Annotated in this window: 24 protein-coding genes; 4 read left to right on the plus strand and 20 right to left on the minus strand. The window is 49.9% G+C overall.

The features are described 5' to 3' along the window. Positions 1–3: 3 nt before the first annotated feature. The 11 genes from ACZ5ZV_RS14890 to ACZ5ZV_RS14940 form a co-directional block, all read right to left on the minus strand. Positions 4–816, minus strand: a complete 813-nt coding sequence (locus ACZ5ZV_RS14890) for a methyltransferase domain-containing protein (RefSeq protein WP_464117984.1) — start codon at positions 814–816, stop codon at positions 4–6. 8 nt (positions 817–824) lie between these two features. Further along, complete coding sequence (locus ACZ5ZV_RS14895; RefSeq protein WP_464117985.1) at positions 825–2,753, minus strand: Lnb N-terminal periplasmic domain-containing protein; 1,929 nt, start codon at positions 2,751–2,753, stop codon at positions 825–827. Positions 2,754–2,784: 31 nt separating this feature from the next. Beyond that, entirely contained in the window at positions 2,785–3,837 is a 1,053-nt protein-coding gene (locus ACZ5ZV_RS14900) for a PepSY-associated TM helix domain-containing protein (protein ID WP_464117986.1), read from the minus strand. 190 nt (positions 3,838–4,027) lie between these two features. Continuing rightward, on the minus strand, positions 4,028–4,519 hold the full coding sequence (locus ACZ5ZV_RS14905; RefSeq protein WP_464117987.1) for a DUF3015 family protein: 492 nt from the start codon (positions 4,517–4,519) through the stop codon (positions 4,028–4,030). A gap of 138 nt (positions 4,520–4,657) precedes the next feature. Further along, positions 4,658–5,602, minus strand: coding sequence for a DUF429 domain-containing protein (locus ACZ5ZV_RS14910; RefSeq protein WP_464117988.1), 945 nt, complete (start codon positions 5,600–5,602; stop codon positions 4,658–4,660). Next, positions 5,548–6,540 carry a GHMP family kinase ATP-binding protein gene (locus tag ACZ5ZV_RS14915; protein WP_464117989.1) on the minus strand — a complete coding sequence of 331 codons (993 nt, stop codon included), beginning with the start codon at positions 6,538–6,540 and terminating at the stop codon, positions 5,548–5,550. The genes ACZ5ZV_RS14910 and ACZ5ZV_RS14915 overlap by 55 nt, the downstream gene beginning before the upstream one ends. Continuing rightward, positions 6,540–7,523: a DUF4340 domain-containing protein gene (locus ACZ5ZV_RS14920; protein WP_464117990.1), complete on the minus strand. Its 984-nt coding sequence runs from the start codon at positions 7,521–7,523 to the stop codon at positions 6,540–6,542. Before ACZ5ZV_RS14920 ends, ACZ5ZV_RS14915 begins: the two co-directional genes overlap by 1 nt. Beyond that, entirely contained in the window at positions 7,523–9,058 is a 1,536-nt protein-coding gene (locus tag ACZ5ZV_RS14925) for a GldG family protein (protein WP_464117991.1), read from the minus strand. Before ACZ5ZV_RS14925 ends, ACZ5ZV_RS14920 begins: the two co-directional genes overlap by 1 nt. A 2-nt stretch (positions 9,059–9,060) precedes the next feature. Beyond that, positions 9,061–9,834 carry an ABC transporter permease gene (locus tag ACZ5ZV_RS14930; RefSeq protein WP_464117992.1) on the minus strand — a complete coding sequence of 258 codons (774 nt, stop codon included), beginning with the start codon at positions 9,832–9,834 and terminating at the stop codon, positions 9,061–9,063. Further along, positions 9,831–10,775, minus strand: coding sequence for an ABC transporter ATP-binding protein (locus ACZ5ZV_RS14935; protein ID WP_464117993.1), 945 nt, complete (start codon positions 10,773–10,775; stop codon positions 9,831–9,833). The genes ACZ5ZV_RS14930 and ACZ5ZV_RS14935 overlap by 4 nt, the downstream gene beginning before the upstream one ends. Before the next feature lie 104 nt (positions 10,776–10,879). Next, positions 10,880–12,142 carry a DUF814 domain-containing protein gene (locus ACZ5ZV_RS14940; protein ID WP_464117994.1) on the minus strand — a complete coding sequence of 421 codons (1,263 nt, stop codon included), beginning with the start codon at positions 12,140–12,142 and terminating at the stop codon, positions 10,880–10,882. Between the two features lie 94 nt (positions 12,143–12,236). Between ACZ5ZV_RS14940 and ACZ5ZV_RS14945 the strand changes: the two genes are divergently transcribed. Next, positions 12,237–12,494: a DNA-dependent DNA polymerase gene (locus tag ACZ5ZV_RS14945; protein ID WP_464117995.1), complete on the plus strand. Its 258-nt coding sequence runs from the start codon at positions 12,237–12,239 to the stop codon at positions 12,492–12,494. Here ACZ5ZV_RS14945 and ACZ5ZV_RS14950 read toward each other — a convergent pair. From ACZ5ZV_RS14950 to ACZ5ZV_RS14975, 6 genes are all read right to left on the minus strand, one after another. Continuing rightward, on the minus strand, positions 12,491–12,853 hold the full coding sequence (locus tag ACZ5ZV_RS14950) for a hypothetical protein (RefSeq protein ID WP_464117996.1): 363 nt from the start codon (positions 12,851–12,853) through the stop codon (positions 12,491–12,493). The genes ACZ5ZV_RS14945 and ACZ5ZV_RS14950 overlap by 4 nt on opposite strands. A gap of 108 nt (positions 12,854–12,961) precedes the next feature. Next, positions 12,962–13,852 (minus strand): RsmB/NOP family class I SAM-dependent RNA methyltransferase, encoded by an 891-nt coding sequence (locus ACZ5ZV_RS14955; protein WP_464117997.1) that lies wholly within the window; start codon positions 13,850–13,852, stop codon positions 12,962–12,964. A 10-nt stretch (positions 13,853–13,862) separates the two neighbouring features. After that, a complete protein-coding gene (locus ACZ5ZV_RS14960) occupies positions 13,863–15,296 on the minus strand; it encodes a sensor histidine kinase (protein WP_464117998.1) in 1,434 nt (477 codons plus the stop codon). Then, positions 15,293–15,994, minus strand: a complete 702-nt coding sequence (locus tag ACZ5ZV_RS14965) for a response regulator transcription factor (RefSeq protein WP_464117999.1) — start codon at positions 15,992–15,994, stop codon at positions 15,293–15,295. The genes ACZ5ZV_RS14960 and ACZ5ZV_RS14965 overlap by 4 nt, the downstream gene beginning before the upstream one ends. Further along, positions 15,987–16,652, minus strand: a complete 666-nt coding sequence (gene phoU / locus ACZ5ZV_RS14970) for a phosphate signaling complex protein PhoU (protein ID WP_464118000.1) — start codon at positions 16,650–16,652, stop codon at positions 15,987–15,989. The genes ACZ5ZV_RS14965 and phoU overlap by 8 nt, the downstream gene beginning before the upstream one ends. A 104-nt stretch (positions 16,653–16,756) precedes the next feature. Further along, positions 16,757–17,812 carry a hypothetical protein gene (locus ACZ5ZV_RS14975; protein ID WP_464118001.1) on the minus strand — a complete coding sequence of 352 codons (1,056 nt, stop codon included), beginning with the start codon at positions 17,810–17,812 and terminating at the stop codon, positions 16,757–16,759. Between the two features lie 52 nt (positions 17,813–17,864). Between ACZ5ZV_RS14975 and ACZ5ZV_RS14980 the strand changes: the two genes are divergently transcribed. Next, on the plus strand, positions 17,865–18,782 hold the full coding sequence (locus ACZ5ZV_RS14980; protein ID WP_464118002.1) for a Ppx/GppA phosphatase family protein: 918 nt from the start codon (positions 17,865–17,867) through the stop codon (positions 18,780–18,782). Here the strand turns inward: ACZ5ZV_RS14980 and sixA are convergent. Both sixA and ppk1 read right to left on the minus strand, forming a co-directional pair. Further along, positions 18,779–19,285, minus strand: coding sequence for a phosphohistidine phosphatase SixA (gene sixA / locus ACZ5ZV_RS14985; protein ID WP_464118003.1), 507 nt, complete (start codon positions 19,283–19,285; stop codon positions 18,779–18,781). The genes ACZ5ZV_RS14980 and sixA overlap by 4 nt on opposite strands. Before the next feature lie 16 nt (positions 19,286–19,301). Further along, the gene (gene ppk1, locus ACZ5ZV_RS14990; protein WP_464118004.1) at positions 19,302–21,470 is read right to left on the minus strand and encodes a polyphosphate kinase 1; all 2,169 of its coding nucleotides are present in this window, start codon (positions 21,468–21,470) and stop codon (positions 19,302–19,304) included. Between the two features lie 78 nt (positions 21,471–21,548). Here ppk1 and thiL point away from each other — a divergent pair, with 78 nt between their 5' ends. Continuing rightward, positions 21,549–22,502 carry a thiamine-phosphate kinase gene (thiL, locus tag ACZ5ZV_RS14995; RefSeq protein WP_464118005.1) on the plus strand — a complete coding sequence of 318 codons (954 nt, stop codon included), beginning with the start codon at positions 21,549–21,551 and terminating at the stop codon, positions 22,500–22,502. A gap of 67 nt (positions 22,503–22,569) precedes the next feature. Then, complete coding sequence (locus ACZ5ZV_RS15000) at positions 22,570–23,112, plus strand: PilZ domain-containing protein (RefSeq protein WP_464118006.1); 543 nt, start codon at positions 22,570–22,572, stop codon at positions 23,110–23,112. A 10-nt stretch (positions 23,113–23,122) separates the two neighbouring features. Here the strand turns inward: ACZ5ZV_RS15000 and ACZ5ZV_RS15005 are convergent, their stop codons facing one another. Beyond that, a complete protein-coding gene (locus ACZ5ZV_RS15005) occupies positions 23,123–23,479 on the minus strand; it encodes a hypothetical protein (RefSeq protein WP_464118007.1) in 357 nt (118 codons plus the stop codon). Positions 23,480–23,591: the final 112 nt, after the last annotated feature.

The raw sequence follows: 23,591 nt of genomic DNA on the forward strand, positions 1-23,591 counted from the left end.
AAATTAGGTCCGAGCCCGTGCCTGCACAAACGAATAGAAAAAGACTGCATTCGGGTCATTGGCCACCCGGGCCATTTCATCTTTCATCCCCTGCACGACTTCTTCAGAAATACATTTAGCTTCGATCAACTGTTCACTGGCACTCAGAAGAAGTTCGGTCCAATACTCGATGCAATCCTTGCGCGCCTGGGGATAGCGGTTGTCCAGGAACCAGGTTTTGATCTCGGTGTGAATATCATGGTATCCCAGCTGCATCAGGAAGTTCCCAAGCTTCGCACCGACAAAGGGATCACCACGCTGCTCGAGCTGGTATTCATTAAAGGCCATCCAGTACTTCCAGACATTCGGAGAATAAGGATCCAGGAAGAAAGACGCATTCATCACTTCTGTCACGTACACGACGGACCCTGGGCGCAGGACACGGCGAACCTCTGACAAAACACGAATAGGATCCGGAACGTGCTCCAAAATCCAACACAAGAAAGCGCCATCAAAAGAGTTCGACTGGAACTTCATGGAGGTGGCATCCATCTCCTGTAAGTGAAAACGCCCTTGTGCAAAAGGCAGACTGGAAAGTCTTTGCTGAGCTGCCGCCAGTTGTTTGGTGCTGCGGTCAATACCGGTTAATTGCAGATCGGGGAAACGGCGCAAAAGGATTTCACTTTGGGCCCCGACTCCACAGCCGACCTCGAGCAAATCCTTTACATTGGACAAATTGATATTCTGGTAAACCGTGTGCTCGCCGAAGCGCGCCTGTTTGCGCAGGCGATCTTGTTCTTCCGCGGTAAAACCATGCAGGTAAGGAAAATCAGCCATTAAACACCTCAATAGTAATTTAATAGCTGCAGACTGCTTTCCTCAAGGAATCTCTGGTTACGGTACACAGCGCGAAGTCCCCAAGTCTTGCTGAAACTCCATTGCGTCTGAATCTGGGTTTTTAGATAGTCCTGTCGGTCCCATGATGAGTCGCGGCGGTACTGCGCCAAAGCCTCTACAGACCAATATGAGTTCACCTGATAATGCAAATCCACCAGCGGACCGGCACCGCCCCATAAATTGTTTTCTGACAGCGTTGCGCCGTAATGCACTTCGCCCTGCAACTGGGCTGTTAAATCAAACTTTCCAAGACCAAAAGTCCAGCCATAGCCCAGACGAACCACGGCTTCATGGACGGGGTTGAAGTTTTCATTTTGAGTGCGTTCCACCCCCAACTTGAATCTCCAGGAGTTTTCCGGCAACAAGGACGTCCACTCACTGGCAGAGATCAACTCAAAGGCCGAGAAGTTTTCCAGATCAAACTTCTTTCGATCGGGTTCGGAATAGGATTCTCCATAGGAAAAATCCAAATCAAAAAAGGAAATCTGGGAATAGCGTGGATAGCCCCACGCCGGATCCAGACGATCATGTAAAGCGAAACGATGGGACAACAACAGATAATCGCGTTCCGCCGTATCGTGCTTGACACCCAGGCCCCAACGGCCTGAAGGATGCGCCAGGTGAGGTTGATCCTGCGGCAGTGGATTTATCGTCACAGCTTCCGGAGCCAGTTCAATTTCACTGCGCTTACCAAGCACCCGCATTTTCAACTGACCTTCGCGACTCGCCTCTTGCACCTCTTTGGAGTATCGAAAATCAATGAAGTCGATAAAAGTGTCCAAAACACGCGCCTGCGAAGCTGCGGGACTTTTCAAAAACTCCTGTGAATAGACGATTTCATCCTGCACCGTGATTTGATGCGCCAACCAAGACAACTGATCTTTTTCACTGTCTGTCAGCCGGTTCCAGCGCACAAAAAAAACTTCCCGCACAGAGGGACGATAAGCGAAGGACTTCACCAGATCTGTTTTCGTCCAGAGAACACGCACGGTGTCTGCCGGTATCACATACTGATCCAGCTTGCTGAGTACGTCCACACTCGGATCTGCGGCTTCCAGAATGCTCAGCATGTGATAGGAGCAGTTTTCAGTCAGATACCAGTAATCAATCCGGGCCGGTCCCAGTTCCCACACATGCGCCACCAGCATCGCGACGGCTTCAGGTCCCAGGCGCAGTTCGTACTCCCACAAATCGCGCGACTCTGCATTGTTGTATTCACGAACTTTGTAATAGTAAGGAATCGCGCGGAAGGTGCCCGGGAACATTCCAAACAAGCCTTTAAATCCGTACAGGAAAGCGTTGTTGGTGTCTGTGTCTGCCGCATAGTTCAGGCCATAGTCCAAAAGCTCGTGGCGCTGACCATCCTTTGCGGAGGGCTTTTTATTAATGCGCAAAAACGTATGACCAAAAGCCGAAGAGGGATTGTTCATGTAATAACTGGAGAACACCAAAGAGACGGACTCGCCTTGCAGACCCTTGGCAAACGCCTCGTAGCGTTCGCAGGAAAGATCCGGCCACTGAATCTTGAGATCTTTCAGTTGTCCCTTCAACCAACGATAGCGGGCCGGAAAGCGGCATTGCGCGCGATCGTTGACATCACTGGCCTCCCCTCGAAAGAAGTTCTGTGCCGTGGCTTCAAGTTCGGCCACAGGATTCTTTTTCCCGACAGGTGAATAGAAGAAGGAATCACTGTCGATCTGACTTTCCTGAATACGGAAAAAATCTTTTTCAAAGTGCAAAAGCTTATGCCACTGCCGCTGGTTGCCAAGTCGGCGATCACGAATGGATTTTAGTACTAAATCCCAGTCAGCAGAGGCAGAAAAGGCCTCTTGCGAGGCCCCAAAAATCAAAACAAAAGCTAAGAAAATCCAACGCATAAACCCATCTTTGTGGGTTCATGCATTTTTATCAAGCCTTCTTTTTCCTCTTCCACCAGTAATAGGTGCCGGTGACGTAAAACACCAGCGGCAGAATTCCTGATACAAACACCAGGAATCTTCCCAGTTCGCCCCAGAAATCACCGACGTGCCAGGCTCGCTGCAAGTCCCCGAATTTTTTCTTGAAGTCACGGTCCTTGACCAGCTTGGTATTCAAAAGCTCCCCCGTGGCCAGATCCCACTCCCAGCCGCTGATACCATGCTCCGGATCTCGCGCCAAACCCATCAGCTTATTATCCTTCATATCAATACGGAACTGCGCAATCTGATCTTCTTCCAGCAAAGAAACCAACGACGGCTGCACGACAGAGAAAGACAAGAGCGCTGAAGTCGCAGGCCCCCCACCCCCGGGACCGCCTCCCTCACCGGGACCACGCGGGAAGAACCAATCCGGCCTTGCCAGATAAATCCCCGAGAACGTCACGATACACATCAGAATCAAGGAATAAAAACCCAAAAACTTATGCAGCTCCAGATTGAATCCCAGAAAGGATCTTTGTTTGTTATAACGAAGACTGCGCTTCCAACTTTTTCCCTGACCAGGCCACCACAAGTACAATCCCCCCAAAAGAAGAATCATGCTTAAAACTCCCGTCACCGCCACGATCGTGCGACCCGTGCCACCTGAAAACAAATCGTGATGGAAGACGAAGAAGAATCCCCCCAGAGTTTCTTTGAACACCTCGGAGCCTTTGAATTCAAACGTTGCGGCATCCACATAAGCCGTTACAAAACGGCGCTTTTGCTCCCCTTTGGGAACGTTGAACATGATGCGGTGATTGTAGCGAGAATCTTCAGAGGCAATAGTCATGCGCATTGGGTTGGAATCCACGCCCAACCCCTGACGGGCATTTTGAACAATCTGATCCAGATCCGGCACCACCGGCGCTGCCGAAGCCACTTTTAAATCAGGCTTCATCAAGGCATCAATTTCTTCGGTATAAACCAGATAACTTCCCGTCAATCCCAGAAGAACAAAGTGAAAGCCAACGACGATCCCTAACCAGCGATGGGACCATAACATGAATTTGTGAACGACTCTTTTCATGGCCACTGGATAACGGTTTCAAAGTGAATATACAACTTAGTGACCTTATTAGTTCTTCATTGATGAGATTTTGAAAATCTAATGAAAACCAATTTTCAGGAAAATAAAAAACGCAGTGGGGTGACCACTGCGTTTTGATAGATTCTCAAATATTGAGATCTAGATATTAAGCACCACAAACATTGTTTTGGGAAACAACTGCATTGATGTTTGCTTCGATAGAAGCAGGTTGCATGTTTGTTTCAACAAAGATTTTGTTGTAGTTCTTTTTCAAAGTTGTGCCCATAGCTTTGGAATCACAACCCATCAAGTTTGCAAGACCCGCCAAAGTCTCACCTTCACCACGAGCAGCATCGTTAGCCAAAGCCACTTTGTTCACTTCGATGAAAGCTGGAACTTCTTTACCGGATTTGAAGATACCATCTTGCTGGCAGTTCAAAGTCCCTGTGGAGATACCGAAAGTTTGGTTACCAGAAGTACCGTTTGTAGTTGCAGCAAGAACCTGATTGCCACCAGAACCCATTACGATAGAGCCCAGACCGCAACCTGCAGAGCCATAACCTTGACCAGACACTTCTTCCAAAAGACCTTTTTTCTTTTGAGCGTGAGCCACACCAGAAACCAACATTGCTACAACAACAAATTTAACCAACTTCATTTCAACCTCCGAAGTATATTGGATTTGCCTGAAAAAATTGTGTCCTCGAATCACACAAACGGCAAATAGTTTTGTTGTCCTTGGGCACAAGGACCTGTACGCAGATGGACACTGGGAACTAGACCTAAGTCTAAAGAACTAGAACCCATCCCAACGCACGTTGATCTTGGGGAATTCAATCCAGTCTTCGGAAGGGGGAAAACCTTCTGGACGAGGCTCGGTGCCACCTTTGAAACTTAGGAACGCAGTCAAGGCGCAGATAAAGGCCTCGAAGGCGTGATTGTTTTCGATCATCAACTTCACGTCCTGATCATAGACGAAGGCGACATTGTGAGCACTTAACGCGTGTAAGATCTCCCGTCGGCTTTCGTCCCCGCCAATGGCATGCTTATGGAAACGCAGGTGGCTTTTCATTACATTTAACGAGCGCCCGATGCGCCAGACGGAAAGCTTTGGAAAGACTTCCACACACTTCATTTTCAAATGACGGCGCAAGAACATGGCACGCGCCAACAACGGGGCACTGTTTGCACCCATCGCATGTTGCAAGATAAATGGCTCTTCCAGCTCAGAAGACAGGTACATCTCAACGCATCTTTGTGTGTACGGCGTGAAGAGCTTACGTGGTTTCTTCTTCTTGTGCAGTTTGCGAGTGTATTCCCACATCCATTGCACATGCGGCTTCTTGCAGGTCTCTATACTCCCACAACAGTCTTTGGACTCCAGACAGACCGGGAAACGGAAGGGCACATCAAAGGCCACCATATCGACTTCACTGTGATACTGATCGATAACTTGCTGAACTTTGAAATCCGCTGAATGGACTTCATCACTTTTGATTTTTTCAACCAGACGGGAAAGAAAGATTTTCTTGTGCTTGGGATAGTATTCCAGGACAGCCACGCAGGCTTTGTCGGATTTGCCGCCCCCCAGGGACAGGCCGATAAAACGATGCACCTCTCCGGCATGTGACGACGACTCGGCCGCAGCTTTTTTGGGAGCTGCGGTCTTCTTCTTCGTCGTTTTCTTTACAGGGGATCGACGGGCTTTGCGTCCATCACCTGGAAGCCGGATTTTTGGCATGCGTTGGCTACTCCCTCACGTTTATCCGGAGGACACCAGACCAGAACACATCCGCCGCCCCCAGCTCCACAAATTTTAACAGCCTCAGCCCCATTCTGCAAAGAGACTTCAGCAAGCTTGTAGATCTCAGGACTTGAAAATTCCGGGGCCAAACGAACTCGGGCATCGAACTCACGTTTAAACAAGGGTCCCAGCTCTTTCCAGTTTTCAGACCGGACCGCGTGCTCCGTTTCAATGGCAATGCTTTTTAAATCACGCAAGGCCTGAAGAGTCCGGGCATCCTTCACCACAGAGTCTTTCATCACCTCAAAGTTATTCAATCCCGAGTGATGAGCCTTCCCCGTGTAAACCAGCATGAACTTTTCAGCCAATGGAGACTGGGATACCGGCAATACACTTTGTTGGATTCCATCATAGCCATAATGGAGGACATTCAGCCCCCCGGAAGCCGCTGGATAGTAGTCCTGTGTTCCGGTCGGCGTGTTCAGAATCTCCGCTTCGATATTATGAGCAACCTGCACCATATGATGAACATCACGAAACGGCTTCCCACAGAATTGTGAAAAGGCTTTCATCAAACTGATTGTCAGACTTGAGCTGCCACCAAGGCCGCCTCCCACCGGGCTCTGCGAAGAGGTCTTCAGGGTGAAACCTCGCTCAGGCTTCCAATAGCGAAGCTGAGTCTGCAACAGAACCATCTTAGGATCCGGATCGGATAAAGCATCCACCAGATTGTTATAGGCTTTGCGAATCTTCAGATCGGCGGACTCCAATACGATTGTCGCATCGTCGTGAGGGGTCAGCTCCGCCACGGTATAAATATCGATGGCCACATTCACGGTGGAAGCTCCATTGATAAACAAATAAAGGGGCCACAAATCCAGTGTGCCCCCTGCCAAATCCACGCGTGTGGGAGATTTAACGACAATCTTCTGCATTACTTTTCTTTCTGCCCGGCCATCATGGCCTGCTGCTCATCCGACGTGCTTTTTTTATTATCCTTCGGAGCTTCCTCTTCGCGCAAGTCCGCCAGGACAATTTTTATAAAACGATCCAAAGCCCCCGCTTCCATTTTCATCTGCTGGGCCGGTTCGGAAACCTTGGCATAAATCCCCAGATCCTGCGCCTGCCCGACCTCGGCTTTCCATTTCACATCCTTCATCACCAATTCCATGGTGAAAAGGTTTTTCAGTGCGGGAAGCTTTCCTTCCACAATTTCAGAGGCTTTGGCATCTGCGATCTGACTTAGAAGTTCACGCACTTTGTTTTGATCCAGTGTCAGATCTTTCTTGTCCGGCGCCAGCCACTTGCCATCTTCGCGGCGGATCAGTAAACGACCCTTGTCGTTTTTGATACTGATCTCATCGACACTGGCAATTTTATGACGTAGGAAGCGGCGTTCACGGAAGTCCATCACCGTCTTATTCACACGGTTCTGCCACACAGAGTTGACCAGCAGAACACGGTTTTCACCATTGCGACGGGCAAAAGTATTATCCTCGAAGTTGCGTTTTTCCGAAATTTCAAAAACATCCTGAGTGCCAGCCGTGCTTTTGAAAGTGACTTTCCCCAAAGGCTTGTCCAGCCCATAGAGGGCCCACTGTATTCCCTCACCCTCTTTGGCCACTTCGATGATACGCTCTGGGAAAGCCCCTTTGACAAAGTCATCCGCTGCGGTATTGTCAGCCGCGTCCTTCAACGGCTCCAGCATGGACCATCCGTCCACGCTGCGCTTCAGAACGATTTTCTGATTACCTTTTTCAACTTCGATCTGATCCACCTGATCGAACTCCACGGTCATCAGACGGGCGTCCATGGCGCGCTTTTCTTCAGCCTTCTTTTCACTGAAGAAGTCATACACGGCATAACCGCCAAAAATCAGAAGACAAATGACAAGTATTGTACGCCCTTTGAGTTTCATTACGCATTTCTCCTTCTAAGCCACAGCCCAATGCTGGTTCCCAGCAAAAGAATAGGCAGTGGAATGATGAAAGCAAACAAGAAAACACCGAACTTGGTTTCTGTCATAAGCATTTGTGTCGCCATAGGTTCTTTCGGCGTAATGCTGATCAGGTTTTCCTCTTTAGCCAGAGCCGCTATCGAATTCAGAACAAGATCCCGATTCAAATTCTGATAAAGCATCTGATTTGTCAGGAAGTCCACATCTCCGGCGACAATGGCCGTGAAGTCTTTGGCGTTTTCATCGCCGCCCCATTTACCGCTGACTTCATCCACCAGTGCATAGGCATCCTCAACACCTTCTCCTTTGATCTGCAAAGAAGGGAATGCCATCGCGTTCGGCGCTGTAGAAACAAGTTCATCCACCACGATGCCTTTCACGCTTTCCACTTTCTTCAAAGACTGCGGAAAACGGAACAAGGTTGCTTCGCTGCGACCAAATGGTTTGGTGATCTTGTTGTTCATCGAGAAAATCACACCCAAGGTCGGCCCCTGATTGATCCCGCGGCCCATGACTGTTTCCACCTGATTTAGGATATAGTTGTTCCCCAACTGCAATCCCATCTTGGAGGTCAATTTTTCAAGACCCGCAGAATTCTGAGACTCCAGGGCCAGCAAAAGACTGCCGCCGCCCTTCAGGTAATTCTCCAGCGCTTCAATTTCAAAACTCTGGAACCCCTGAACCGGCCCCGCGATCACGATCACATCCGCATCCTCAGGAATCTTCGGATTCTGAATCAACGGCAGTTCCTTGACCAGATAGCGATTGTTTTCCAGCAGGGACTTCAAGGAACCCAGCCCCAGGCCTTCTTTGTTGTCATTGAGGTTCTTTTCTCCGTGACCGACCGTGAAATAAACTGTCTTGTTTTTTTCACGCGTCACTTTAACCAGAGCACTTGTGAAGTCCTGCTCATCGATTTTTTCGATGCGATTGCGGCGCCCCTTGTAATCCAGGAACACCACACCACTGCCTTTATCCACGCCAAATTCCTGAGACAGATCCGGACGTTCATTCACTTCCACAAAGTCCAGCTGGATTCTTGAGCTTTGATCCTGATACTTCTTAATCAGTTCCCGGAAAAGACGACGATTTTCCTCGTTGCCCTCAACACCCTTCTTATAGAAGAAGTACACTTTCAGATCGGAATCCAACGACTTGACCAGCTTGATCGACTGATCCGACAAAGTATTGGTCTGGGCTAAAGAAAAGTCCCAGGTTTTGGTATGACGAACCCCGATGTAGTTCACCACAATCAACAGAGCCAGAGTCAGCAGGATCAAAACCCCCATGCTCATGCCTTCTTTGGTGGTCTTCATAGTAAAGAATTCCTTGAAAAAGCCGCGGTCTTTAGCCAGACCCACAATCAGGAACAACACCGCCATCCCCAAAGACAGCCAGCAGAAAGGCACCCATTCACCCAAAAGGTAACGGGTGATGATCATCGCCACCAATGAGATACCAGCAAACAAAAATGAAATTTTACCTAATTTGCTCATTATTATCTCCAACGTGAGGATTCAACAACACGCTCTGCCAGGAAGCAGAACAACACAATAATACTCAGGAAGAAAACCAGACCATTGGTTCGCACGGTGCCTTCCACCAATCCCGACAAGTGACTGCTCAGGGATACGTGCTCAAAGATCTTCCGTGCGCGCTCCCCGTCCACCACTTCGGTGCCGATTCCAATGAACCAGACAGAAATGTTAAAGATCACCGACGCCACATAGGCCACGATGCTGTTTTCCGTCAGCGAAGACGCAAACAGGTTCATCGCCGCATAAACCCCACCCACCAGGAAAATGCCCAGGAAGGCAATAAACAACGGGCCCCAGTTCACAGTTGCCAACAGCGAAGTTGCCAGCGGATACAGCAGTGCCAAAAACACGATGCCCGCGACAGCACCTAAAGCCGCCATATACTTACCCATGACAATCTGGAACGACGTCACCGGCGAGGTCAAAAGCAGATCAAAGGTGCGAAGCTTCTTTTCTTCCGCAAAAAGTTTCATGGTCAACGCCGGCACCACGAAAATCAAAAGTAGATTCAGATATGAAAGCTGACGCAGGAACACACCATAGTGAATGTTCAACTGATTCTGCGGAACCCCCTGCTGCATCACATAGTTCATCAACAACTGCGAAAACAGATTCAGCTGAATCGGATACACCCAGCTAAACACCAGGCTGACCAAAAAACAAATCATCCAGAAAGTCGAATTCAGATAAAAACCTTTTAGTTCTTTTTTGAAGATCACGAGAGTGCCGCTCATGCCGGGCCTCCTTTTTCCTGTTGTCCATAAGTCAGTTTCAAGAACACATCTTCCAGATCACGCTTGGCGGGGGTGAGTTCCAAAAGACCATAGCCTTTGCCCACCAGAAGTGCAGAGATATTGTCCACCGCTTCTTCGCTGCCCTTGATATCAATGTCCCATTCTTTCGCCGAAGCTCCGGAATGAACCCCGATCACTGAACCCACGTCGGACAAAACACTTTGCATGTCTTCTACGCCTTTGCGCAAACGAACATGCAGACGGATCTGTCCTTGCTCCATGGTCGCCAGATTGTGAATGCTGTCTTCCGCGACAATGCGGCCTTTGTTGATGATGATGACTTTTTCGCAAGTTGCTTCCACCTCGGGAAGAATATGCGTGGAAAGAATAATCGTGTGCTGCCCCTTCAGGGCTTTGATCAGCTCGCGGATCTCGGCCACTTGTTTGGGGTCCAGCCCCACCGTCGGCTCATCCAGAATCAGAACCTCAGGATCCGAGACAATAGCCTGCGCGATCCCCACACGCTGTTTGAAACCTTTGGACAAGTGATGAATCAAGCGCTTTTGCACATCGCCCAGATTGGTTTTTTCGATGGCATTTTTGACTGCGCTTTCGATTCTTTCTTTCGGCACTTGTTTCAAGGCTGCCACATAGCGCAGATAATCCTGCACATACATGTCGGCATAGACTGGCGGGATCTCCGGCAGATAGCCGATTCGTTTTTTAACTTCCAAAGGATTTTCAAAAACATCAAATCCTGCTACTGAAGCACTGCCCTGGCTGGGAGCCATAAAGCCGGTGATGATTTTCATAGTCGTGGATTTGCCTGCGCCGTTGGGGCCGAGGAAGCCCACAACATCACCTTTGGAAATAGAAAAGTTTAACTTATCAATGGCCCGTCTTGGACCATAATCCTTCGTGAGATCTTTGACTTGAATCATGGTGCAATCTCCTCTGTAGTCTAAATGAAAATTTTAGGCTGAGCCTGTCACCAGTCAATCCAAAAGGTACCTGCTTACTTTTGCAGAAGCGATGCGCCGTAGCGTCAGGAGAGTGCGAAATTTAACGTGCGTTCGGAGTGATAAGTCACGCGCCCCAGCTTGTCGCCTTTGATCGGACGAACGAAGCGGCATTCCACGACGACCACGGCCACCTTTTGACCGACCATCAGGGATTTTGCCGATAACGACTCTCGGGCCACCCAGGCGGAGACCTCTTGAATTTCTGCCGGCGTGATTTCCTGATCACGTTGTCTGTGAATAATAGCGTGCGCCCCCGGATAGTCGCGCAGATGCAGCCAGTAATCCCAAGCTTTGGCCTGACGAAGCAGCGCCAAATTGTCCGCCGCGGACTTCCCACAATAGGCCAAAGCACCTGAATCCAGATGCAACTTGCGCCCTCTGGCATCGGCCTTTTTCATCAGGTCGACCAAGGCGGGTTTCTTCTGCTTTTCAGAATAACGACTGTCTTCCAGCTTCTGGATTTCACGAACCAGCTCATCCAGGCGTTCGCGAGCACCTTCTTTCTTTCCGACCAACTGCTTGGCTTTGGCAAAGCAGTTTTCGATATTCCAGCTCAGACTCTGCTTGGTATCAACACAGGACTGCAGATTCTCTGGAACCTCCAGAGTGCCATGGGCCTTCAAGAACTGACCCGCTTCATACCACACCTGTTCGCGATCGCTTTCGATTTGTTTTTGAATCTCAGCAAGCGCCCGGCGTTTTTTCTCCAGATCCTTTTGTTTTTGCCGCTCCCACTGCTCGGCCGGATCCAAGATCGTTTTCTTGGATCCAGCCCCCTGCTCAGCCAGCCATTCTTCGTGGATAGCCACCAAGTCCCGGGGCTGCGGAGGATTTTCCACATGCGGAGCCGGAGTCAGCTCCAGGGGACGATCCCAGGAAATCTGCTTGCCCTGAGCCTTCACGATAAGGTTGCTTTGTTTGGGAATCAGGCGAATCTCCAGATCACAATCCGACGAGGAGTTTCTAAGATGAAGTTCGACCACACGACCGAACTCTTCTCGCACCGACATGCCGGCAAAGAAGAGATTGCGTCCATGGGAATTCAAAAAAAGACTGACGGGCTTGCCCTTGGGGGCCTTTTTAAAAGGGCACTGGTTTTCAAAACACAGCATCATCGGAGTGTTTGGCACAAGGTCCAGTATCAGCCAGAACATACTGCCACGCAGGTGGAACCCCAGGGCCAGACCTCGGTCGTTGGCCTGCACCTCTTGCAATTGAGCACCGTCCAAAATTGGTGCGAAGTAACGGACAAAATGCTGTAGTTCTTGCTGAGTCAGGGCTTTCATCCCTCCAAGTCTCTCATTCTTTGGACCAATTTTCCATCACTGATGCTCAGGTTCGTAAAAGGAAAGCCGATATTTCTAGGGTATGAATACAGACATGCTAATCAAGATCGTTGAAACCCAGCTGCAAGAGACCGCCAACCTGCGTGAAAAAAGCCATGACTTTATCCGCCGCGTGGTTCACCTCTACACCCTGCAACTGATGAAGACCGGCACCATTCCTTTGGAGTTTATGGACGAGGTCCTGACCGACATTGAGGCTGAAGCCGTGGAAATCTATCGCAAGAAAACCTACGGCTTCCTGACCTTGGAAGAATACCGTCGCCACAAATTCCGTCAGAAAGACGACAACTAGTACAAACGACTTTGCGCCGATAAAATTCGGCGCGGACTGACGGAAGTGTCAAACTTCATGCACACTTCCTCCACCCCCAGCACCTTCATGGCATTCAAAGAGGCCAATAGCAAAGTGTCCGAAGTGACTCCACAAGCAACCCCTCCCGACGCCAAATCCAGACACAACTCCACTTCTGAAACTGTTTGTTTTTCAGGCAAGGCCGCAGTGTATTTCAGATCCTTACGAACCTGACCGCACAGCTTTTCCACCGGATTGCGGCCACCACAGGAACCGCACGACACTTCCGCCCGCGCCTGTGAAAAAACGACCAAACAAGACGCAGCAATAAACACCAAGACCGCGAAAAAAGATCTCATCCATGACTCCTTTTAATTTTTGTTGGAGGCACTAGTGTAGGGATCTTTTTGCGCCAGAGATAATTTCAAGTTTGTTATCTGCTTCTTATCAGAGGCCCTTTTGGTGAACTACTCTTCGACCTTCTCAATCACGGCAAAGTACAATGGACCAAAGCCGCATTGATCCGGCATATAGGCCACTCCCAACTCCGTCCGCTCGCCACCAACTCCCAAAGGGGCCTCCAGCAATTTGACCGCCGACTTCTTCTTTTTTAGAAGCTTGCGAACGACGTCATCATTTTCCGCCGGACTGATGGAGCAGGTTGAATAGACAATGCGCCCGGCGGGCTTCACTGCCAGGAAGGCCGCCGCCAACAAAGAGTACTGTCTGGCAGCAAGATGTTCGGTGCGGCGTGGACTCCATTCATCCTGTGCCGCTTGATTTTCCAGAATATGTCTTTCACCAGAGCACGGGGCATCCAACAACACACGATCAAAACTGGAGGGTTCTTTCAAACCAAACTGAACACCGTCCTTGCCTGTCACCCACACCCGGTTGCGCACCTCGCGAGGCACATACTGTTGAATGACTTTCTTCAAACGCTCGCGACGCTCCGGGGAAAGATCATTGCAGAAGATCTCACCGTCTTCACCGAAGGATTCAATCAGCACCAGACTTTTCCCGCCCGGAGCCGCGCACATATCCAACAATCGATCCCCCGGCTGCACATCCAAGGCTTTCGCCACCATCACACTGGCCGGATCCATGATATAAATATCCAAAAGCTCATCCGCATTGCGCTCGGGCTGACAGCCATGCGACGGTGTCAGCCAATGACAACCCGGAAGCTCGGCTTTTTCAGGAAAGGTCGCCCAGGATTTTGTTTTTAAGTCAGAAGGGCTCCAGGCGTTAACACGAGCCACTTGTTGCTCACGCGTTTGCAGGGCCGCAAAAAGCGCGGGCCAGCGGGAAGCATAGACTTTTTCAAAATGACGATAAAAGGGATGATCGGCGTTCATCCCCCGGATTTTACTTTCGGATTGGGAAAGAGCAAATAAATTCAGAGCCCTGGTCGATAATACTCTTCACAGCGACGGTCCCGCCATGACTTTGCATAATATGCTTCACAATAGCCAGCCCCAGGCCGGTACCGCCCGCATCACGGGTGCGCCCCCGGTCAATGCGATAGAAACGTTCAAACAGACGATCCAGATGCTGCTCCGGAATCCCCTGGCCGTCATCAATCACACGTAAAATGATATATTCCTTGATATCGCGCTCCCAACGAATGCGAATTGTTTTCCCCGCAGGAATGTATTTTACGGCGTTGGACACCAGATTGCGCAAAACCTGCTCAACCTTACGCGCATCTGCCATAAACGGAGGCACATCCCCGTTCACGTGAATTGAAATATTCTTTTCCGCAGCCATCACCGCCAGCTCAGAAACCACGTGTTCTGAAATGGACAGCGGGTGAATCATTTCCAGCTTCAGCTCGGAATTGGAGGCCTCTAAAGAGTTGATACTCAGCATATCATTCACAAGGTCCATCAACCGATCAATGTTGCGGGAAACAATATCCAGGAACTTTCCGGCCTGCTGAATCTGGCCGGTTTTCACGTCCTCTTTCAGCGTATCCACATATCCCTTAATGGACGTCAAAGGAGTGCGCAGTTCATGAGAGGCATTGCCAACAAAATCCATACGGATCTGCTCGGCCCGCTTCATATCCGTGATGTCATGGAAGATCCCCACAACGCCATAGATTTCGCGCGTCTTTTCATTGCGAATAGGATTCACCGACACGGCAAAGTAACGCGGCTGATTGTCAATCAAGGTCGGAAGCTTCACGGTGAAACGTTGAACCTTGCCCACTTGGATTGTCTTGGCAAAGCCTTCCAGAACATCGGAAGACCGAATTGCATCTTTCAGACGCAAGACCTGCCCATCCATCAGGTTGGAGGACAGGAACTGCGCTGCAAACTGAGAGTTAAAATAAAGAATCTTTTCATCCAGACTGACGCTGACCAAGCCTTCGGCCACGGCACTCATAAAGGCCTGTGATTCCTCTTGCGCCTGCAGATAACGAGCCTTACGACGCTTCATTTTACGGTGGATGTGATCTAAAGCCACTTCCAATTCAGAGATGTCAGCGGTTTCATCATCCAGCAGATCATCATCCTGGCCTTCCACCAAATTCCCAAACGTGCGCTTGCTGGAAATGCGCAGGGCCTTCAAAATCACCCGATGAATGGGCTTGGCAAAACGGTACGAGGTCAAAGCCGCGACCAAAATGCTGAAAACAAAGAAATTCAAAAGGGCTTCGTTATAAACGAACGGACGCACGCCATAGCGTACATCGATGACAGATATCACGGCCAGAAAAAGACCGTTAAAAGCTACAACCTGCCAGGAAAAGTAGCGCCAATAGACTTGCCAAGGAAAACGGATAAATCGCTTCATGCGATATCTACTTTAACCCTATATCCGACGCCACGGATAGTCTCAATACGGTCGCCCCACTCGCCTAACTTCTTGCGCAATCCGAAGACATGGGTGTCAATAGTGCGTCCAACGACATTGATGCCCTCGCCCTGAATATTCTCAATAAGCTGTTCGCGAGTCAGAACACAACCATGATTCTGCACCAGAGCCCCCAGCAGCTTGAACTCAGAAGGCGTCAGGTGCAACGGCTCGTTATTATAGGAAATTTCATAGGATTTAAAGTTGATCTTAAGCCCCAACAGGGACACTTCCCCATCATCACTTGCCGGAGCCGCCTGCACCTGAGACCGGCGCAGAAGAGCTTTCACCCGCGCGATAAACACGGAAGGGTTAAAGGGCTTGGTCATATAATCGTCAGCACCCTTTTCAAGGCCCGAGACGATGTCCTGAGGTTCGGTCTTGGCAGTCACCATCAAAACCGAAGCTCCAGGATTTTTTGATTTAATTTTATCAACGATTTCAACGCCGCTCAGACCCGGCAGCATCCAATCAAGTACGAACAAAGAAAAACTCTGGCGATTCAATTCCTGCAAAGCCTCTTCGGCGGAAGCACATTCGGTCACTCGGTAACCCTGCCGCAAAAGGTGCAGAGCCATCAGCTCTCGGATCTCTTGCTCATCTTCCACCACTAACACTTGCACTGAGTTGTCAGCCAAACTTTCCCCCGTGTCGAACATCTTTGCCGGTGAAGGCAAAGATCACGTCTTCGGCGATATTCGTCGCATGATCCCCGAGACGTTCCAAATTTCTTGCAATCAAAATCAAATCCATGCCGGCTTCCACATCTTCCGAGTGGGCCTTCATGTGCGCCATCGCTTCGTTAAAGACCTTGTTCTTCAACGCGTCGATTTCATCGTCCATCAGAAGAATCTTTTTGGACTGTTCAACGTCACCACGAACAAAACAATCCAAAGACTCTTTCACCATGCGACCGGCGATCTCAGACATTTTCTGAATATCACCGAGCTGCGACTGGATCGGCTTGCGCCCCAGATAGTCCTTGCCGGAATAAGAGATATTCACGGCCTGATCCCCCATGCGCTCCAAATCATTGTTGATCTTCAAAACAGAAATGATCAAACGAAGATCCTTGGCCACCGGCCCCTGTTTAGCTAGCAGATGCATGCAGGCATTGTCCACCCGGATATGGTCTTCGTTGATTTGTCTTTCGATCGCATGCACGCCATCGAACATTTCCAGATCCCGAGACAACAATGCTGCTGTCACCAAAGACAGCGACTTTTCAACATGGCCACCCATCAAAAGAATCATTTTTTTGAGGTCTTCCAGTTGAATGTCTATCGCTCTTTCCATGGCATCCACCTTATTAGCGCTTGGCTTGATTTATAATGATTTGAGAAATAAAGACACCGCTTAACACGGCATCTCTATGGATTCTAACAGAAACTTAACACACTTTAAAAGAGGACCTGGGCCGCAAATTCGACTCGGGATCGGTCCCGCACTCCGGGGGCAAATTCCTCGGCATAACGAGTATAATCCACAGCAACAGCCGCTTTAATATCCTCAGTCACCTGATATCCCAGGGCCAGGAGGCCCGTTTGCAGGTCTTTGCCTTTTTCACCGACAGCCGCGTTTAAATAGTCATAACGAAGCATCACCTCCGCTTTAGGGCCCGTATGCACCACCGCGTAAAGACTGCCCCCCTGTCCGTGCACAGACTCCCCACTCAAGGAAGTCACATCCACGCCATCGGCCATCTTAAAGTCGCTAATGGCATCAGCAGGATCTTTGGAATCCAAAAACTCCAAAGCCACCGACCAGCGGCCTTGTTCCTCATAACTGATAAGAGCCTGTACACGCTCTTTCAACCCCACGCTTCCGCCATAGACCTCATAATTTCCACGCACATAATTGAAGCTCAGGGACCAGGGGGACCAGCGGAAGAACCGAACAAACAAGGCCGCCTCTTTGTGCGGACCTTTTTCTTCCTCCTCAGCACCTTCCCCGTTAGACAGGCTTACGGCCCATTCGCCGTAGTCATGCGGCAGTTCGGACATGAAGGACACCCCCAAATCCGAATAAGAAAGATACTTCCATTTTTCAGTGATGGCCCACGCCGTCCGCCCCAGGAAACGATAGTTGCTGGACTGATACTGAGCCTCATGCCAGGTTTGAGGAATCAAACCCAAGCGCAAAGCCTTCATCCCGCTAAAGGTGCTGACCACATCCAAGTAGGCTTCGCGAAGTCCCACATCGAAACGGTTCGGGCTGGTTTCTTTTTCTTCAGAGCCTTCAAAAGACAGTACCAGAAGATTGTCGTCTTTCAGCGGCACATTGATATCCATAAACATGGAGGGCACATTAAAGGATGAGTTTCCACGCTCTCCTGTAGGCAGAGTCCAAACCGATGCCGTCACATCCAGTTCGCCGGAAATCTCGATCTCAGAAAGAGCCACAGCCTGCGAGCAAACAAAAACAGAAAATAAAGAGCCCAGAACGATTTTTTTCATGCTCTCATGCTGCCATCTTTATATACTGTTGCCAAGGAAAGGGAAGTTTATCGTGTCACGTCGAGTATCCGCCATCGACATCGGTTCCAACGCCATACGTATGATGGTCGCCGATGTTCATCCGCAAGCCCCCCACCTGCACATTGTTAAAAAATTCCGGGCAGCGGTTCGACTGGGGCATGATGTCTTCACCCAAGGACTGATCACCCCGGCCTCTCTGGAAATCGCCAAAGCCACCTTTCACCGCTATGCCCTGACCAATCAGGAGCTCGGCGTGCAACAGTGCCGGGCCGTGGCCACCTCGGCCAGCCGTGAAGCCAAAAACCAGAAGGAATTTGTCGATCTCATTTATAAAACTTCCGGCATCCAAATCGAAGTGATTGATGGCACTGAAGAAGGGCGACTGATCCATCTGGCCGTCCGCCGCGAACTGGATCTGGACAATCGCAAAACCATGTTGATCGATATCGGAGGCGGCAGCGTCGAAGTCACCTTTTCTCAAGGCGCCACCATGCTGGCCACAAAATCGTTTCCGATGGGCACAGTCCGCGTGCTGGAAAACTTAGCCAAAAGAAATCTGACAGAAAACCATCTGAATATTATCATGGGAGAGTTCATCACCGCCTTGGGCGAACACATTTACAAGAACTGCGATCTGGACCCGGTGGACTTTGCCATCGGAACAGGTGGAAACCTGGAATGTCTGGGGCAACTGAAAGTCCAGCTTCTAAAAAAGTCCCCGCACACCTTCCTGACGCTGCCCGAGCTTTCAGAAATCATCGTGCGACTGCGCGCTTTGAAGATCAAAGAGCGCATTGAAAAACTGAATCTGCGCCCGGATCGTGCCGACGTCATCGTCCCTGCCGCCATGCTGGTAGAGACCATCATGCGCCAGGCAGAAACACATAAAATCCTTATTCCGTCTGTGGGGCTTCGAGATGGCCTGATCTGGTCGATGCTGCAGAGCTAATCCGCCAGAAACTTCGGTGGAATTGCAAATAACAACTGCGCCCGCCCAGCCTCGGCTGTGGCAAAGGATTCAAGCTCCAAACCGATGATGCCACTTTTTTTCAGATCAATAAAACTTTCAGATCTCAGTGACAGCATGTAACTGGCAAAAGTGCTTAAGTGTGGCTCATGGCCGACAACGGCAATTCGCTTGTGATTCTTCCCTTGCACGCGCAACCATTTTAGAAATGCCTGCGGCGGACTGTGAGGCACCAGCTCCGGCGCCTCCACAACTTTGGTTTCATAGTAAATCTGGGACACGATTTCTGCCGTCTGGCGTGCCCGGGTCAAAGGACTTGAGACAATCAGGTCAAATTCCTTGATATAGTCGCGCAGATTCACGCAGACCTTCTGCATCCGCTTACGCCCCTTCAAGGTCAAAGGACGCAGATAGTCCTCCTGTCCCTTTTTAGCAAACTCTTCTTTGTCTTCGGCGACTGCGTGCCGGATGATGATCAACTCCACTGCTTTAACTCCGACCCTAATCTGAGGATGTGTTGGTGCTGTCCTCGACAAATGTAACCCGGGCTTTTGCAATTTGCATCAGAGTTTGATGAATTCCCACATCTGTGGAGTTCTGACGCACATAAGTCCCGTCAGCCTTCATCTCCCAGGACTGTCGCTGCTCTTTCACACACAGATTCAGGATCTCCCAGCACTTTTCTTTTAAAGTACGATCCAGAATCGGCACGATGGCCTCCACCCGAGCATGCAAATTGCGATACATCCAGTCGGCAGATCCCAGGAAGAACTCGCCATCCACCGGGTCCTTTTCCCCGTTTCGGAAATAGAAAATGCGGGAATGCTCCAGGAAGCGACCAATGATCGAAGTCACGCGAATGCGCTCGCTCATGCCCGGAACCCCCGGACGCAAGCAGCAGAAACCACGCACAATCATGTCGATGTCCACGCCTTTTTGTGAAGCCGCGTACAAAGCCACAGCGATATCATTTTCTTCAAAGTTGTTAAACTTTGCGATGATCCGCGCCGGACGCCCTGCCTTGGCGTGCTCTGCTTCCCGCTCAATCATAGCTTTAAATTTGGTAAACATATTCACCGGAGCAATCAACAGATTCTGATAATTGTTCTTCAAAGATCTTCCTGTCAGGTAATGAAAAAACTCCACAACATCGGAAGTGATTTCCTCGCGGGCGGTCAACAGCCCCAGATCTGTGTAAAAGCGCGAGGTCGCCACATTATAATTGCCCGTTCCAATGTGACAGTAACAGCGCAATCCCTCTTGCTCCTGGCGCACGACCAGAGCGGTTTTGGCGTGGGTTTTCAATCCCACCACCCCATAGACCACATGGACACCGGCATTTTCAAGCTCGGTCGCCCAGTAGATGTTGCGTTCTTCATCAAAGCGCGCTTTCAGCTCGACCAGACACACCACTTGCTTGCCTTGCTCTGCTGCACGAATCATGGCCCTGATAAACGGACTGTTGTCCCCGGTGCGGTACAACGTCATCTTGATGGCAAGGACCTTCGGGTCTTCGCTGGCGACACGAATGAACTTTTCCACCGATCCCGCAAAGCTTTCGTAAGGATGATGCACCAGCTGATCGTTCATCTTAATGGCATTGAACATGCCCGCTCCGTCTTCAGCAAAGGCAGGCAGAATCACTGGATTGTAAGGTTCAAACTTCAACTTTGGCAGATTCACATCAGAGATGGACGACAAATCGGTGAAATCCAAAAGACCCGGAGTTTCATAGATGTCCTCTTCAATCAACTCCAACTCTTCCATCAAAAACTTCAACATCCACGGATCAGGATTTGGCCCGTGCTCCAGGCGCACGACTTCGGCAAAACGGCGCTGGCGCAGCTCTTCCTCGATCGCCTCCAGAAGATCTTCCGCATCCTCCTGATCCTGGTCAGAGTCCGCATTTCGAGTCAAACGAAACGGCATCACCCCCAGCACCTGCATGGACGGAAACAGATCAGCCAGATTTTCCTGAATCACATCGAGCAAACTGATGAATCGATAAGATCCGCTTTCAGGTTCGGTGCGCACCCATTGTGGCAACACTTTGGGGATCTTCACCCGGGCAAAAAGTTTTTCATCCACATGGGGATGCTTCAAAGTCACACCCAAAGAAATGGAAAGATTTGAAATAAATGGAAAAGGATGCCCCGGATCCACCGACAATGGAGTCAAAACCGGAAAGACGTTTTTGTTGTAATATCTTTTTACGTTCTCTTTTTCTTTGTCGCTGAGATCCTTCCAACCCAGTAGAAAGATGTTCTCTTTTTCAAGGGCGGGCTTCAGAACTTTATTAAAGACCTGCGCCTGATCCTGAATCATCGGAATCACGAACTGCCGGATTTCCTGCAACTGATGCATCGGGGTTTTTCCGTCCGCCGATTTTGGAGACACTCCGTAAGCCACATGGCGCTTCAGCCCCCCAACCCGCTTCATAAAAAACTCATCCAGATTGGAGCCCGAGATACTGAGAAACTTCACACGCTCCAAAAGTGGATTGCGTGCATCCTCGGCTTCAGCAAGAACGCGTCTGTTAAAATTCAGCCATCCGATCTCACGGCTGGAAAAAAGACTTTCAGATGACAGAGGATGTTCGACAACCTTTGGTTTCCGTGTTGATTTCTTCTTAGATGTTCGCTTTGGCGATGTCGCCTTCGGTGTGTTCAAAGAATCCTCCTTGACTCCTGAAGCTTCTATTTCACAATAAAGTGACATCTTAAGCAATGTCTTCCCAAGGACAACGACATGCAAAACACTCCCAAAGAATGGTCCATGATTGAAAAGATCCGTTTTCGGGTCCAGCGTCAAAACAAACACAACATCGTCCCGTTAGGCGATGATGCCTTCGTTTTTAAGAACTATCCCGGATATTCCGTGATCTGCCAGGACATGATGGTTGAAGACGTTCATTTTAATTTAAAGTACACCAGCGCCTTTGACCTGGGCTTTAAAGCCTTGGCGGTCAACTTGAGTGACATTGCCGCGATGGGAGCCCAACCACACTATGCTCAGGTATCCTTGGCCCTGCCATCGAATCTGAACGAATCCTGGCCCGACGATTTCTATCAAGGTATGGCTCAGCTGGCGGACGACTGGCGAACTGAGATTGTCGGTGGAGATCTTGCCGCGTCCCCCGACAAAGTGGTTGTCGACGTCAGTGTCCACGGCTCTTGCGAACATCCCATCACCCGCAAAGGAGCTCGTCCCGGTGATCTGCTGATGTCCAGCGGACCGCTAGGGCTGTCGTTCACCGGACTGACTGCTTTGCAAAAGAATCTGCCCGGGTTTGAAAGCGCGAAAGAAAAACATTTGCGCCCACGCCCGCGCCTGGATTTAGTCAAGGGCCTGCAAACACATCACGCCCGAGTGCATGCCCTGATGGATTGCAGTGATGGCCTGATCAACGATGCCATGCAACTGACACCCCCAGGGGGAGGCTTTCACATTTTTGCTGAAAATCTTCCCGTGCACACAGAAAGCCAGCAAATGGCTTTGGAGCTGGGTATGCCTGTCTCTGATTTTGCTCTGTGGGGAGGCGAGGACTATGAACTCCTAATGGCGATTTCCCCTGATGATTATGACCATTTTTCAGGATGGCATATGGTCGGACAGTTCACAGAGAAGCCCGGTGTTTTTTTGACTTTCGCCAAGGGCCAGGAGGAAATCACCGACTTCAAAGGATGGCGGCATTTCAAGTAACCTAAAATCTCAATTCAAGACACTTGTTTGACTTCAGAGAAGGTCTGGTTGAACCGATAAGGTTTGCATGACAAGTCTTGCCCGATATCATGGCCGATCACCTCGCTACATTCTCAACACTGAGGATGAAAGCCTGGTTCGTGTCGCGGGCCCCAAACAAATCCCCTGGGAGGAAGGCACCGAGATCAAAAATGTCTCGTTGACCGGACTGGCCTTCACGGCACCGGATGACCTTTGCCCTCTGCTGGGAGAAGTCGTTAAAATTCAATTCACACCGCCGGGCTCCCGACAGATGGCCTGCTACGGTATCGTGACTCGCCTGGAGAACATTTCAGATTCTCAAATGCTTGTGGGAATTCATTTCTACAAACTCGAAATGCAACAAAGAATTGTATTGGCGCAGGGTCTGGCCCGTCGGTTCAAGGAAAGCCAGGAGCGCGGTCAGATTGACGATCTTCTGAATCGCCCCCGCAGCAATCTAAGCCTGGCCAGTCTGCCTCAGCTTGTGGTGATGGGAATGCTGGCAACACTTTGGTGCGCCAGCATCTGGATGCTTCTGCGATATGAATACGTCGGACTTTATAAAATGATTCTTGGCTGGTTTTCCTAAAAAACCGCTTCTATTTCACTTCACAAGTAACAGCATATTCTGTGGCCGCGTTACCAGGTGCACCCATATCCGTCAAAGTCCCAGCAAGCTTCTGATTCTCGCCCGCAACATTCAACTCAATCCCCTTTGCATTGGTGAGATCCAGCATCATCACTTTCAAGGATGCAGCGGTTCTTTCTGTCTCTACCACCATGATATCCGCATTTTCGCTCTCTGTACCGGTGATTAGAGCCCCACGGATCTCTCCATCGATGACCCCAAGTTCAATAGTGACCTTTTTATCCGCGCTCTGACAGATCATGGACTCGGCCATCGCCATCTGTGAGCCCAACACACCAAGAGCCAAAACCAGCAGTGCCTTTTTCATAGAAACTCCTTTACTTAGACATGAGCCCAATAAAGCAATTTCTTTACCACCCAAAAGCAAAGCAGGATCCCCTTAGTGAGATCTGAGACTCCCTCTCCTGTTTAAACTCTGC

The sequence above is a fragment of the Bdellovibrio sp. HAGR004 genome, assembly GCF_055397015.1.